This is a genomic window from Dolichospermum sp. UHCC 0259 (genome assembly GCF_009711935.1).
GTDB lineage: Bacteria > Cyanobacteriota > Cyanobacteriia > Cyanobacteriales > Nostocaceae > Dolichospermum.
On sequence record NZ_VIKX01000105.1, the window covers coordinates 1 to 14,538 of the forward strand.

The following is a 14,538-nucleotide window of genomic DNA, read 5'->3' on the forward strand; positions in this document are numbered from 1 at the left end:
CCTATCCCTGTTACTTCCTAATTCCTTTTTAGTGGGGGAGTGTGAACAGTTACTTTCTGAACCCTGGGTTGGGACTTTCTTCACCATCGGAGCGAAAGAAGATAGCCAAAAAATCTTCGAGGATCAGATGGCGTTCATGAAGAATTTTGATAGTAAAGCAATTGTCGTTGCCGAACTTGGAGGGGCTGTCCATCAACAACCCATTGAACCCTTAAATAATCGTCCCCAGTTTACTGATGAACAATGGAAACTCTTGATTGATGGCTTAAATTCTCTAGGGGATCAAGCCTTTGCCAATGGTATGATCTTGTCTTACCATCCCCACGTCGGCACCGGAGTAGAAACCCGCGCAGATATTGATCGTCTCATGGCAGGAACAAAGGATCACAATGTGAACCTACTACTTGATACTGGACATCTTTACTATTCAGGTGTTACCCAAGATGGAATTTTGGATCTGATTAGCACCTATGGTAGCCGGATTAAACACGTTCACCTCAAAAATATTCGTCAAAATATCTTGGACGAAGCAAAACAAAAGCAACTCAGCTTTTTAAGTGCAATTCGCTCTGGAGTCTTTACCGTTCCTGGTGATAAAAATGGCATTATTGACTTTAAGACCATTTTAAATAAACTAGCCGAAGTTAAGTATCAAGGCTGGTTAATGGTAGAAGCAGAACAAGATCCCAGCAATACCAAAATTAAGCCTTTACGTGAGCCTTTAGAATATGCTCTTCTAGCAAGAGGTTATCTCCATAAAGTGACTGGTTTGTAATTTTTTATTTACTAAAAGTCGGAGACATTATCTACCGACTTTCTTAAATATTAAATCAATACCTTTTGCATTTTTTGTAGGTTGAGTTGTGGAACGTGAACGTTCACGGAGCAATGGTACAAAACCCGACGTATTTTTTGGGTTGTGCTGTCGCTTAACCCAACCTACAAATCAAAACACTAAAACTATTTCTGTACAACTCAACAACAATTATTAGGAGTTTAGATATGTATTCTCACGATAAAGACGAAATCAGACGAGTTTTTGAAGAAACCTATGCCGATAATGTGAGAAGTAGAGATCTTATTGGTTATGGTGAGATGTATACCGAAGAAGCACTTTGGATGGCACCGGATGTAGACGATCGCTGTGGTATTGAAGATATTATGCAAGGATTTGCCGAAAGCATTGATAACAAGGATATTGATCCAGTTTTTACTGCGGAAGAAATTGAAGTGATGGGTGATTTTGGTTATGTCGTTGGTGTCTCTATGGCAACTATTTATCCTCATGATGGTAATCCTCCCAAACAGGCAAAATTTCGAGCTTTATGGTTGATGAAGAAAGAGGCAGGAACTTGGAAAATTGACCGTCAAATTTGGAACAAGAAACCCTTGTAATTTTTGCATAGATACAGCATTTTCCGGTTAAATGCAATAGAGTTAATGGCGGGGAAACCCCGCCCCTACGGGATTGGCTATGAAACTCCATACCTCATAACAGTAGGAAGTGCTGTATCAGAAAAATATCCTACCGTAATTCAAATTTATTGAGAATTTTTTGGGACACAATCAAATGAACAACTCATCATCTTTACCTAATATCTACCTGAGCTTTTTCATGTTCACTACAGATTTAAAACCCGATAATTTGGAATATCGGAAAACTGTGGTAAAACATATCAAAGAACTGAAAAAATTTGGTTATACTGGATTTGAATTTCCTATCGCTCTCACCAATCCTGCCAATTATGCTCAAGATTTGAAAAATTATCAAAATTTACGTCAGTATCTTGATGGTGAAGGTTTAGCAGATATTAAAATATCCACCAATGTTGGAGCAACCAGAACTTTTGATCCTAGTTCTCCCTATCCCAAACAAAGACAAGAAGCTTTAGAATATCTGAAATCAAGAGTGGATATTACGGCTGCTTTAGGGGGGGAAATTATGATGGGTCCCATTGTCATTCCCTATGGTGTTTTTCCAACTACAGACTTTAATGATCCTATTTGGAGCGATCAACTACAGGAGCATTTAGCTTTACGTTATCAAAATGCTCAACCTGTTCTTAATGAATTGGGTAAATATGCTGAGGGGAAAAAGGTCAAATTAGCCATTGAACCTATTACTCATTGGGAAACTCCTGGACCAAATAAATTATCTCAAGTAATTAACTTTCTCAAAGGTGTGGAAAGTAAACAAGTGGGAGTTGTCATTGATAGCGCTCATGAAATCTTAGATGGAGATGGACCAGAAAAATTCGCAGAGCAAGTTGCTGATTTAGCCAAACAAAACCGCCTACATTACATTCAAGTTTCACCCCCTGATCGGGGCGCACTTCATACCAGTTGGCTACCCTGGCAGTCATTTCTCAAACCAGTTTTAGAAGTTTACACAGGACCAATTGCTGTGGAAATTTTCAATGCTATTCCGCCATTTATTAACTCTCTGCGCTTATCTCGACGCAAGTTTTGGATACCAGGAGAAGATCAGCCCCATCCATTCTATCCTAGTGCCTATGATACTGCGGATAAAGCTATCCAAACCACCAACAAAGAAATTAAAAAAGCTCTTAAGCATGGCTAACTTTTCTTCGGGAAATGACTATTTGCTATGACCATAAATTTTGATTTAGAGACTTCATTATGAAGATAGTTAAACCATTACCTAAAGGCATCAAGATTGTCTCAGTTTTTTTGGTGTTTTTCCTGTCCTTATGCCTAACATTTTTAGGTTGGGATGTAGCGATCTGCTTGCAGCAGCGCTTCGCTATCGCCGGACCCAAAGAAACCATGGGAAAATGGACAACCATACCCATGCCACCGCAAGAAGATCGGATGCAGTCTGTCCATACCATTGTGCTACCGAATGGCAAAGTTTTAATGGTCAATGGGAGTAGTTTTCGTAGCACCCTGATTGAAGAAGATGGAAAATATAAGTTTAAAGAAGGTGTAGATCCGAAAAACTACAATGCCATCAATAATACAGGTTTACTTAACCCTGAAACAGGAAAATTTGAACGTATTTCCTCACCTCCAGCCTCACAAAATGGGACAACAAACGATCTCTTTTGTCTGGGTCATGTGCAGTTAGCTGATGGTAACGTCCTCTTTATCGGTGGAACAGGGCGTTATTACCCAGGTGGAGCTTTTACCGGCACCAAGCAGATTAACCTCTACAAGTGGCAAACAGGAGAATGGAAAGCGATTGGGGAGACAAAAGATGGACGTTGGTATCCCAGTTTAATTCCCCTTGCTAGTGGGAAAGTCGTCATTTTTTCCGGTTTAAAATGGGATAAACCCAACCAAATTAACCCCAGTATTGAAATTTACGATCCCAAAACAGAAAAACTCCAATACTTCGACCCCAGACTAATCGAAAACAGTCCCTTCAACACCAAGGTAGAAGGTGAGGACGTTTACGATAGCATTGACCTTTATCCCCGTGTTTTTCCCTTAAAAGATGGCAGATTACTGATTACAGGAGACGAAGCCGGTATTGCCGGAGTTTCAGTTCCCCATTTCAGTAAAAAAAGCTATTTAATGAGCGTTCAGGAAGCAGATAATGGCAATATCTCTATTAGTTTTGAAGTCGGTCCAGATCGCTTAGAAACCAATAAAGCCTACGGAACTGCTCTACAAGTCCCTAATTCGGAAGATGTCATTTTATTAGGCGGCATTATTGGTACTAACAATATTGGTTTTGGACGGGGTGGTAATACATCAGGATTTCCCAAAGAGGTCAGGATAGCCAGCAGTTTACAACATTGGATTGCACCAGAAAAAATTGGTAACAAGATTGGTAAATGGGAACTATTTGACCATTTCCTCGATAAACCCAGAGCTAACCTCCAAGCCGTCATTTTACCCACCAAAGAAATTTTAGTGATTAATGGGGGGCGATATCCCGAATATCAGCCAGTTTACGAACCCTTACTCATGACCCCAGATGCAAAGGCGATCGCAGGTTATCGAACCAAGTCCTTAAATCCTGGCAAATTCCCCAGACTGTACCATAATGGGGCTGTTTTACTACCGGATGCCCGTGTATTAGTTGTGGGTGGTAATGCCAACCGAGCCGCACTCAAAAAAGACGGCACAGTTCGTGTGGATGTTCTTGGTGATCCGCAAACATTTTTTACCTTTGCCAAACTGCACAATCAATCAGGAGAACCTGAAGAATTTGATCTCGACACCTTTTACAAAGATCCTCAACATTATTACGCCGAAGGAGATTCTGAACCCTTTGTGCCGGCGGAAATTTGGCAAGGAGAAATTTTCAGTCCTCCCTATCTCTTTAAATCAGGTAAGCGTCCTCAAATCAAGCAAGCTCCTGACACTCTTGAATATGGAAAACCAGGGACAATTAGGGTGGCAAATGGCACTAAAAACCCATCGCTGGTACTTGCCAAATTGGGGGCTGTTACCCATTCTTTTGATTATGGACAACGGTTAGCAGAGTTGCCCATTAAAGTCTCGGATGATAGTTCATTAGTGGAATTTACAGCGCCTAACAACGCGAATCTCTATCCTCCTGGATACTACATGATGTTTTATCTCAATGACTTAGGCAAACCTGCCAAAGCCAAAATTATCAAACTGCAAGCTGCATAAAAAACAGTCATTAAAAAGGTGGAAATTTGTGGCACTAACAGAAGAAGACTTAAAAAATGTTCCCGAAAGCGGCATTGATCCAGAAAATGCGGGCAAGTATCAAGGACTCCTAGAAGACTTACAAGGGAACATTTTAAAAGGACATGGACGAGATTACAGCGTGCATCTCTTTTTAGAATGGAAATCAGACAAAGTTGCTGAAGCTAAAAACTGGATACAGACCTTTACAAAATCTTATGTAACATCAGCTAAACAGCAAGCAGATGAGGCTTTACGTTACCGACAAGAAGGCATTGGCGGCCAGGTTTTTGCTAACTTTTTACTAACTCGTCGTGGTTATGAGGCTTTAGGATTTAAGCCTTTTCAAGTTCCGAAAGATCAGCCCTTTACAATGGGGATGAAAAATGAGCAAATCAGACAAGATTTTTTAAAAGATCCAGAGGTTAAAAACTGGGAAGCAGGATTTCAAAAAGATATCCATGCTTTACTGTTGATTGCTGATGATAACTTGATTAATTTGTTGCAAACTGTCAATAAAATTTCTCAAAGTCTACGTCAAGTTGCTGTGATTATTCACCGCGAAGATGGCTTTATTCTCAGAAATAAAGCCGGACAAATCATTGAACATTTTGGGTTTGTGGATGGGGTCAGTCAGCCTTTATTTATCAAACGAGATATTATGAGAGCGCAAACCAATGATTGTAATTTCAGTCAATGGGACCCTAGAGCTTCTTTAGATATCATTCTCGTTAAAGATTATAATGGAAAAACTGAGGATAGTTACGGTAGCTATTTAGTTTACCGAAAACTCGAACAAAATGTTAAAGCATTTCATGAAGATCAACAGAAACTTGCGGAAACTTTAAACATCAAAAATGATTTGGCAGGGGCTTTAGTTATGGGTCGTTTTGCGGACGGAACTCCCGTGACTAAATCAGATATTCCCACCTATGCTGTGACTCCCACTAATAACTTTAATTATGATGAGGATGTAGCAGCTACAAAATGTCCATTTCATGCACATATTCGCAAAACAAACCCTCGTGGTGATACAGGACGAGTGGAATCTGCTCCTGAATTTGATGAAGCTTTACGCATAGAAAGAGATCATCGCATTGCCAGACGGGCGGTGAGTTATGGAGAACATGATCCCACTGCAAAACCGACAGAGGGTTCAGGATTATTGTTTCTTTGTTTCCAAGCAGATATTGAAAACCAATTCAATTTTATGCAGTCGAGATGGGCAAATCCTGATCGTTTTGTTGATGTTGGGGTGGGGATTGATCCGGTAATTGGTCAGCCTGGAAAACCAAAAGGTGATCCAAGAAATGTAGTATCAAAATGGCCAACCAAATGGGGGGAAAAAGAAACTAAGGATTATCATTTTGAGCTATGGGTGAAAATGAAAGGTGGAGAATATTTTTTCGCTCCTAGTATTAGTTTTCTCACCCATATAGCTTAGAGATTTATCTAGCTAATCAAGACTATTATTGCCAACAGTTTATTTACCAAATTGCCAAAAGCCATGATTAAAATTCAAGACACAGCCGAAAGAAAAAGACTGGTTGAAGATAGCAATCAGACAAAACATTGGAAACAGTGGGGACCGTATTTAAGCGATCGCCAATGGGGAACAGTGCGCGAAGATTATAGTGCTGATGGTAACGCTTGGGACTATTTTTCCCATGATCAAGCTCGTTCTCGTACCTATCGCTGGGGTGAGGATGGAATTATGGGGATTTCTGATGATCACCAACGTCTTTGTTTTGCGATCGCTCTCTGGAATGGAAAAGATCCCATTCTCAAAGAAAGGCTATATGGATTAACCAACAGTGAAGGCAATCATGGGGAAGATGTCAAAGAGTATTAAGTAGGTAAACCGAAAAATTTAAAGGTATGTGACGAAATGTAAATTCAATGAATGCCTTACAAATAGGTTGTTTTACGGGTTTCACAAAACTAAACATATATTGGTTTTATTATGTTTACCTACTTACTTCTATTTGGATAGTACCCCCACCCACTCTTACATGAAAGGGCTGTACAAATATCCCCATAATGCCTTTCCCTACGAACAATTAGTCAAAGAAAATGGTCGCCGCAAAGCCCAAGATGCTCGCGCATTTGAATTTGAGTTGATGGATACAGGGATATTTGACGATAACCGCTATTTTGATGTTTTCGTCGAATATGCCAAAAATTCTCCCGAAGATATCTTAATTCAAATCACAGTTGTTAATCATGGTCCCCAAGCTAAAGAACTACATCTAGCGCCGACTCTTTGGTTTCGCAACACTTGGTCTTGGGGACCCACAGAGGAAGGTAAACCCTCCCTGGAAAGCGTTAACTCTAGTGGAGATTTTCAGGTAGTTAAAGCTCAATTTACTGACCTGAAATCAGCGCAACCGGAGGTCAAAAAATGGCTTTATTGCGAAACCCCCGATGCCATGCTGTATACGGAAAACGAAACCAATAAAGAAAAGTTTGGATGGGGAAAAAATACCTCTTACGTCAAAGATGGCATTAACGATTATATTGTTAATGGTAAAACTGATGCAGTAAATCATCAACAAGGAACCAAAGTTTCACCCCATTATCGCTTAAATCTTGCCCCTGGGGAAACCAAAATCGTCCGCCTCCGCCTCAGTGATATTGACGACTTAGCAACACCCTTTGGTAGTGAATTTGGGTCAGTATTTGAACAACGCAAAAATGAGGCAGATCAATTCTATCAAGCCGTCACCCCCAGCGAAGAATTACCAGTTGAAATGCGTAACGTCCAACGACAAGCCTTTGCAGGGATGTTATGGAGTAAGCAATTTTTCCACTATGTTGTGCAAGATTGGATCAATGGAGACCCAGGCGCACCACCACCAACGCAACGCAAAAACTCTGGTAGAAACAGTGAGTGGACTCACCTGTTTAACGAAGATATCATCTCCATGCCGGACAAATGGGAATATCCTTGGTTTGCTGCTTGGGACTTGGCATTTCACACCATCCCTCTAGCCTTAATTGACCCAGAATTTGCTAAAAAGCAATTATATCTCTTCACCAGAGAATGGTTTATGCACCCTAACGGTCAAATACCAGCCTATGAGTGGAACTTTAGCGACGTAAATCCTCCTGTTCATGCCTGGGCAGCTTGGCGGGTTTATAAAATAGAAGAGAAAATGTATGGCAATGCAGACGGAGGATTCCTCGAACAACTATTTCAGAAATTGTCTCTCTACTTTACTTGGTGGACCAACCGCAAAGATGTAGATGGAAACAATCTGTTTGGAGGTGGTTTCCTGGGGCTAGATAATATTGGGGTTTTTGATCGCAGTAATTTGAAAATTGCCGGTGCTAGTATTGAGCAATCAGATGGTACTAGCTGGATGGGAATGTTTTGTTTAAACTTGTTGAAAATGGCAGCAGAATTAGCCAAAACCCATACAAATTCAAAAGTTTATGACGATATGGCCTCCAAATACTTCCAGCACTTTTTGCTAATTGCTGAAGCTCTCAACAAGCTGGGAGGAACTGAAGTTGATGTTTGGGATGATAAGGATGGCTTCTTCTATGACATTTTGAAACTTCCTGCTAACGCCATACAGGGAGGAAATAATCCCTTTTCTTTCTCCATGAAAGTCCGTTCTATGGTAGGACTTATTCCTCTATTTGCAGTGGAAGCGATCGATCAGGAAACACTAGACAAATATTTGAACTCCGACTTCAAGAAAAGGGCTGATTGGTTTCTCAACCACCGTCAGGATTTGACAAAAAATGAGAACATTTACTTTGATAAAACCGATAGTAATTACATAGAAGGAGGATTAGCTTTATCCCTAGTTAACCCGGAAAGACTCAAAAGAATTCTCAAAAGAATGCTCGATGAATCTGAATTTTTAGGAGACTATGGCATTCGAGCTTTATCTAAATCACATGAGCCACCCCATCCTTATCTCTTGCCCTTTGCAATCAAAATGGAAGATGGGCATTTCGAGCAACCTTTAGTAGAATACGAACCAGGAGAATCGAGATTTGGTCTGTTTGGTGGCAATTCTAATTGGCGTGGTCCGATTTGGATGCCTGTGAATTTTTTAATTATTGAATCACTCCAAAAATTCCATCGTTATTTAGGAGATGATTACAAAGTAGAATATCCGACTGGTTCAGGAAAAATGTTGAATCTCTGGGAAGTGTCTACAGAAATTTCTCAAAGATTGATCAATATTTTCTTGCCAAAATCAGAAGGTAGCACTGAGCGACCTGTTTATGGCGGAACTAAGAAGTTTCAAGATGACCCCAACTGGAATCAATACATTCTCTTCTATGAATATTTTCATGGAGATAATGGTGCGGGAATTGGGGCTAGTCATCAAACAGGTTGGACAGGAGTAGTAGCAAAACTAATCCAACAACATGGAGCTTACACTGCTCAAGGAAAAAACCCTGAGTAATACAATGGAGGGCGGGGTTTCCCCGCCCCTACAGGCTTGGCGATGAAAAACCGTACTTCCTAGTAATACTGTAGCCAAATTACGAGGGGTCAACGGCTGTAGAAGCATTGTGAATATACTCAACACGGCTTAATTACTTGATTTTATGGGTAGGGGTTTAGCAGTGCTAAACGCCTACAAATAGAAGCTCATGGCAAGGTGCTAAGGATAGTAATGATAGACGAATGCTACGCGGTGGTTCGTGGTACGACATTCCTGCGAAGTGCCGTTCTGCTTATTGCCACTTCTGCAACTTCACCCTCGACGAGGACATTATTGGTTTTCGTGTTGTTTGTAGTGGTGCTGCGAGGACTTAGTAGCCCTTTGCACTCTTGCGCTTTTGCTTTTTTTCTTCTTTTCTTTACTCTTACGAGTGCTTGTGAGCAAAAATATTTTTGATAAATCAAGAATGATGCCAAGCTTGATAAAAGTCTGGATAGGGCATATTTTGGGCGCAGTTCCAAATCAAATCATAGTCTTCACTATCTAGTTTATAGCGACGTAAAGCTTGCACCACCAAGAATATATCTTTATTGCTAGTGACTATCTTTCCTAAGCTTTTAGCGGCTAGTTTATGGGTGTACTCATTCTGTGATTTATCTAGAAGTTGCACTAATACGGCAATGGCTTTTTCATTATTCATACCTATATTGCCTAAGCTTTCTATTGCGTAGACAATAATTTCATCATTTTCTGATGTATTTATAAGTTGTAATAAAGCGGAGATAGCTTTTTCGTTACCAGGATCTATATTTCCTAAGCTTTCGGCTACTTGCACAAGGATGTACTCATTCTCTGATGTATCTAAAAGTTGTCCTAAAGCAGAAACAGCTTTTGCATCACCTTTGCCTATTTCTCCTAATGTATAAAGTGCTTGAATAAGAGCTTCATCATCCTCTGATATATCTAAAATTTGGATTAAATCGGCAATGGCTTTTTCGTGATCAGTTTCTATTTTATTTGGTGTTGTAGCAGCTTGGAGAATAACGGCTTTTTCGTGGTTATTGTCTATTTTCCCTAATCTATAACCTGCCAGCCAACGGGTATATTTATTACCTGATGTGTCTAGTAATTGTACTAGAGAAGAAATGGCTTTTTCATTGCCAATGCCTATTTTACCTAAGCTTTCAGCTACTTGCCAATAAATAGAATCATTTTGTGCTGTATCTAAAATTTGCACTAAGGCGGAAATAGCTTGTTCATTACCATAGCCTATTTCTCCTAAGCTTTCAGTCGCTTGCTTACGGATATCATTGTTATCTGATGTATTTATAATTTTTATTAAGGCAGAAATAGCTTTTTCGTTACCATAGCCTACTTTTCCTAAGCTTTTAACTACTCGTCTATGGATGTCCTTATCCTGTGATGTATCCAATAATTGTATTAAAGCGGAAACTGCTTTCTCACTACCAGATCCGATTGTTTCTAAGCTGGTAATGGCGAGAGAAATGGTAAAATTTTGTTGTAATGTGTTAATTGATTGGACTAAAGTATCTATAGCTTTGCTTCTGTCGGTTTCTTGAAGTCCTACAGTGACTTGCTGTTCAATGCTATTGAAACGATAATAATCTAATTTCCAATTTACCAGTTGTTGAACTATGTTATCAGCTTTTGCAGATTCTGGGAATTGAGCGATCGCTGCTGCTGCTAAAAAATAAGCGCGATAACCATAAAAACCCTTACCCTGATATGGTACACAGCCATCTTCAAAATTTACCAAAGCTTGAATAAATGCCTCTTTTGACTCTTTGGGTACATCCTCACGTCCAAACCAGGATAATATTGCTGGTTGCCATTGGGGTTCAAAAATGCGGTATGCTTGATTGTCTATGGGTTGATTTTTATGGTTTTTGGGTAAGAAGACATCCCAATCATCAATCGCCGTTGTGGCAAAATCCTCTGGTTTCATAAATTTACTATAAATAATAAAAGTTATTTCGATATTGACAGGTGGTATTTTGAAAAAATTCCTATAATTTCAGTGTATCACGTTAATAAATTATCATTTTAAATGTAACAATATGAATTATTAACTTTTTTTTCAGACTCAAATCATGAAAGCAATTTGGAATGGTGCTATTCTAGCCGAAAGCGATAATACCGTAGTTGTTGAAGGAAATCATTATTTCCCTGCTAACGCTATTAATAAGGAATACTTTACAGACAGCAGCACTCATACCACTTGTCCTTGGAAAGGGGTTGCCAGTTACTACAGTATTGCAGTTGATGGACAAGTTAATAAAGATGCCGCTTGGTTCTATCCTAGCACTAAGGAAAAAGCTAAAAATATAGAAGGTTATGTTGCTTTCTGGAAGGGTGTAAAAGTCGAAGCTTAGTCAACAAAAAGATCCCTGCTTAGTCAACAAAAAGATCCCTGACTTCTCAAAGAAGTCAGGGATCTAAATTTTTAACCACGTCTTTCTAATCTTTAGCAATAACAATATCATTAGATTTAATCACAGCATAGGCTTCTGTACCTTCAAATAATTCTAACTCCTCAGCCGAAACCCTAGTAATCATTGCAGTTAATTCAACTTTATGGACAATTTCTAAAGTTATTTCGGTATTTACACTGCCTGTAGTTACTCGTTTGACAATTCCTTTTAAAACATTACGAGAACTAACTTTTAATGCCTTTTTGGGACTAACAAGTTCAAATTCAATATTTTTATTTTTTGTTTCTACTTGTGCTTGTGAAGTTGATAGTGATTCAATTTGTGTTGAATATTGTTTAAGTCCCCGGACTAATTCTCGCAAAATTTCTGTTTTAGTCCGTTGGGAACTTTGACAAAATTCCTCTAAAATCTTGCGTTCTTCTTCAGATGTTTGAAATGTCACCCAGCCTTGATCTTTTCTTGGCATAAAATTACTAATTTATTTAGCAAGTATAATCTTTATACAATACTATCAATAGTCAATGTTTTTTACTCAACTTGTATAATTAAATAGAACATATCAAAACATTTTAATTTTGTGAACTTTTATATCGGGTGTGCAGTTTGGGCTTATAAAGCTTGGGTGGGAGAACTTTATCCTCCAGGGACTCGCAATGCTGACTTCTTAAATCTTTACAGTCGCCGCTTTAGCACTGTGGAAGGAAATACTACTTTCTATGCTACACCTAACTCAGAAACCGTGACTCGTTGGGCGACAGAAACACCACCAGGGTTTGAATTTTGCCTGAAATTACCGCAAAATATCACCCACCAAAAATTACTACAACCCCATATTCCCGAAGCCTTAGCTTTTTTGGAGAAAATGCGCCCTTTAGGTACTCATTTGGGTCCCCTCTTTGCCCAACTCCCTCCCAGCTATTCTCCGGCTTTCCTGGACGATTTGACGGCTTTTTTGACAGCTTGGCCGCGCACAGAGACACCCTTAGCATTGGAAGTTAGACATAGTGAGTGGTTTCAAGAACCTCATGCTAGTAATTTGACAGCATTACTAGAGGAATTAGGGGTGGGAAGAGTATTATTAGATTCACGTCCAATTTATAGCGGAGATGATGACCCGCAATTATTATCGGAACGACGTAAACCTAAATTACCTGTACAATTTAGTGTAACCGCGCCTTTTACTTTAATTCGTTTTATCTCTCACCCACAGTTATCAATGAATCAAATATTTATGGAAGAGTGGGTTAGACAAATTCAAGAATGGTTACAAGCAGGAATAAAAATTTATTTCTTTGTGCATTGTCCCCTAGAAGATATGTCTCCTCATAATGCCCGTTATTTCCAACAGTTATTAGAAGAAAGTGGTGTAGTCGTTCCCCCTCTTCCTTGGAATAATTTACAACAATCTCCGCATCAACTCAGTTTGTGGTAATAACATAATAATTAACACTAAAGGATCTGTAAATGAATCGGCTGCTTTATGAAAATTCTGTTTCCTATCAAGGATATTTAATTATTCCTTTTGTTTTTAGCAAAGTTGATAATTATGAAATTTATTCATATAAGTTATTAGCAGAAATTGGACATAAAAGCCGTTTTCATGGTTCAGAAAATCCAGCAGCAATGTACAGTAATACTGTTGCTAATATTGTTGATATTGCTAAAGAACATATTGATATAAATATAGATTTTGTTAGTCAAGGTGATGTTTTTCAATCACGCTATGTTTATCGTCATAATTTAATTATTGTTTATCAAAAAAATGGTAGATGTTATTATGACCATTATGCACCAGACTCATTAACTAATATTGCCGCCCCAAAATTATTTTCATCACCTGATGAATGTTTAAATTGGGTGCAAAAAGGTTTGGAGGGAAGAAACAAAAGTTAAGTTGTGTAGGTTGGGTTGACACAAGGAAACCCAACATTATTATAGCGTCTACTAAAGTGCAAATTTATCTGCGTTTATCCGCGTTCATTATCTTCTATCTGCGGTTAATTCTTTCTTGTTGTACCTGATGCTATAGTCCTTTTGTTGGGTTGCGCTGTCGCTTAACCCAACCTACTTTTTTTGTTAATTCTTACCTTATGGCAACCAAAAATTGTATTTTTCATAATCTTTGTAGAGAAATTCCAGAGAACATCTCTACAATCTTTTTGATTTTAAGCAATACTAGAAATACCAAAGTCGGGAGGTATATCTTGCAGTCTTCCTGGTCCAATGGCTTGTAATCCTTCTTTGAGGATAATATCACCGGTGTACAAGGCTTTACCGACTATCACACCTGTGACACCTTGGGGTTCTAAAGCTAATAAACTTAATAAATCGGTGACGGAACTAACACCACCGGAAGCTATTACGGGTATGGAAATTGCTGCTGCGAGTTCTCGTAATGCGTCTAAATTCGGTCCTTCTAATGTGCCGTCACGGTTGATATCAGTGTAAATGATGGCTGCTGCACCTAATTCTTGCATTTGTACTGCTAGTTGGGTAGCTAATACTGTTGATGTTTCTAACCAACCGCGAGTTGCAACTAAGCCATTACGGGCATCTATGCCAATAATAATTTGTTGGGGAAATTCTTGACAAAGTTCTTGGACTAATTGAGGTTTTTCGACGGCGACAGTGCCGAGAATTGCCCAATTTACACCTAGATTGAATAATTGTACAACACTGGAGCGATCGCGCAATCCTCCCCCAACTTCAATGGGTATATCAAGATTATTTCTAATGGCTTCAATGGCGGCTAAGTTGACGATTTTCCCAGCTTTTGCGCCATCTAAATCAACTAAATGTAGTCTTGTCGCACCTTGGTCTGCCCACATTTTCGCCACTTCAACGGGATTTTCGCTGAATACTTGGGATTGTGCGTAGTCTCCTTTGTATAGTCGCACGCAGCGACCTTCTAGTAAATCAATTGCGGGTATTACTTCCATAATTTGTCAGTTGTTCGTTGTCAGTTGTCCGTTGTCATTGGGAAAATTCTTTCTCCCCCCCCTACTTCCCCTACTTAACGCTATTAATAAGGAATACTTTACAGACAGCAG

At 39.2% G+C, this 14,538-nt stretch carries 12 protein-coding genes and 1 pseudogene; 10 read left to right on the forward strand and 3 right to left on the reverse strand.

All coding sequences use genetic code 11. The features are described 5' to 3' along the window. The 7 genes and pseudogenes from FJR05_RS08145 to FJR05_RS08175 form a co-directional block, all read left to right on the forward strand. On the forward strand, nt 1-775 hold a 775-nt coding region (locus tag FJR05_RS08145), incomplete at its 5' end, for a TIM barrel protein (RefSeq protein WP_168643646.1). Between the two features lie 88 nt (nt 776-863). After that, nucleotides 864-992 carry a hypothetical protein gene (locus tag FJR05_RS27605; RefSeq protein WP_256376181.1) on the forward strand — a complete coding sequence of 43 codons (129 nt, stop codon included), beginning with the start codon at nt 864-866 and terminating at the stop codon, nt 990-992. A gap of 10 nt (nt 993-1,002) precedes the next feature. Further along, nucleotides 1,003-1,395: a DUF4440 domain-containing protein gene (locus FJR05_RS08150; protein ID WP_168643647.1), complete on the forward strand. Its 393-nt coding sequence runs from the start codon at nt 1,003-1,005 to the stop codon at nt 1,393-1,395. A 175-nt stretch (nt 1,396-1,570) separates the two neighbouring features. Further along, nucleotides 1,571-2,581 (forward strand): sugar phosphate isomerase/epimerase family protein, encoded by a 1,011-nt coding sequence (locus tag FJR05_RS08155; protein WP_168643648.1) that lies wholly within the window; start codon nt 1,571-1,573, stop codon nt 2,579-2,581. Nucleotides 2,582-2,640: 59 nt separating this feature from the next. Continuing rightward, on the forward strand, nt 2,641-4,608 hold the full coding sequence (locus tag FJR05_RS08160) for a galactose oxidase early set domain-containing protein (protein ID WP_168643649.1): 1,968 nt from the start codon (nt 2,641-2,643) through the stop codon (nt 4,606-4,608). Between the two features lie 28 nt (nt 4,609-4,636). Then, complete coding sequence (locus FJR05_RS08165; protein ID WP_168643650.1) at nt 4,637-6,070, forward strand: Dyp-type peroxidase; 1,434 nt, start codon at nt 4,637-4,639, stop codon at nt 6,068-6,070. A 63-nt stretch (nt 6,071-6,133) separates the two neighbouring features. Next, nucleotides 6,134-9,053: pseudogene (locus FJR05_RS08175) on the forward strand (glucosidase). Nucleotides 9,054-9,495: 442 nt separating this feature from the next. Here the strand turns inward: FJR05_RS08175 and FJR05_RS08180 are convergent. After that, nucleotides 9,496-11,001 (reverse strand): HEAT repeat domain-containing protein, encoded by a 1,506-nt coding sequence (locus FJR05_RS08180; protein ID WP_168643651.1) that lies wholly within the window; start codon nt 10,999-11,001, stop codon nt 9,496-9,498. 142 nt (nt 11,002-11,143) lie between these two features. On the opposite strand from FJR05_RS08180, the gene FJR05_RS08185 reads away from it, so the two are divergent. After that, nucleotides 11,144-11,428, forward strand: coding sequence for a DUF427 domain-containing protein (locus FJR05_RS08185; RefSeq protein WP_168643656.1), 285 nt, complete (start codon nt 11,144-11,146; stop codon nt 11,426-11,428). Between the two features lie 85 nt (nt 11,429-11,513). Here the strand turns inward: FJR05_RS08185 and FJR05_RS08190 are convergent, their stop codons facing one another. After that, nucleotides 11,514-11,954 (reverse strand): molybdopterin-binding protein, encoded by a 441-nt coding sequence (locus tag FJR05_RS08190; RefSeq protein ID WP_168643652.1) that lies wholly within the window; start codon nt 11,952-11,954, stop codon nt 11,514-11,516. 111 nt (nt 11,955-12,065) lie between these two features. On the opposite strand from FJR05_RS08190, the gene FJR05_RS08195 reads away from it, so the two are divergent. Both FJR05_RS08195 and FJR05_RS08200 read left to right on the forward strand, forming a co-directional pair. After that, a complete protein-coding gene (locus FJR05_RS08195) occupies nt 12,066-12,920 on the forward strand; it encodes a DUF72 domain-containing protein (RefSeq protein ID WP_168643653.1) in 855 nt (284 codons plus the stop codon). Between the two features lie 32 nt (nt 12,921-12,952). Then, on the forward strand, nt 12,953-13,381 hold the full coding sequence (locus FJR05_RS08200) for a hypothetical protein (protein WP_168643654.1): 429 nt from the start codon (nt 12,953-12,955) through the stop codon (nt 13,379-13,381). 272 nt (nt 13,382-13,653) lie between these two features. Here the strand turns inward: FJR05_RS08200 and hisA are convergent, their stop codons facing one another. Then, nucleotides 13,654-14,427, reverse strand: a complete 774-nt coding sequence (gene hisA / locus FJR05_RS08205) for a 1-(5-phosphoribosyl)-5-[(5-phosphoribosylamino)methylideneamino]imidazole-4-carboxamide isomerase (protein ID WP_168643655.1) — start codon at nt 14,425-14,427, stop codon at nt 13,654-13,656. Nucleotides 14,428-14,538: the final 111 nt, after the last annotated feature.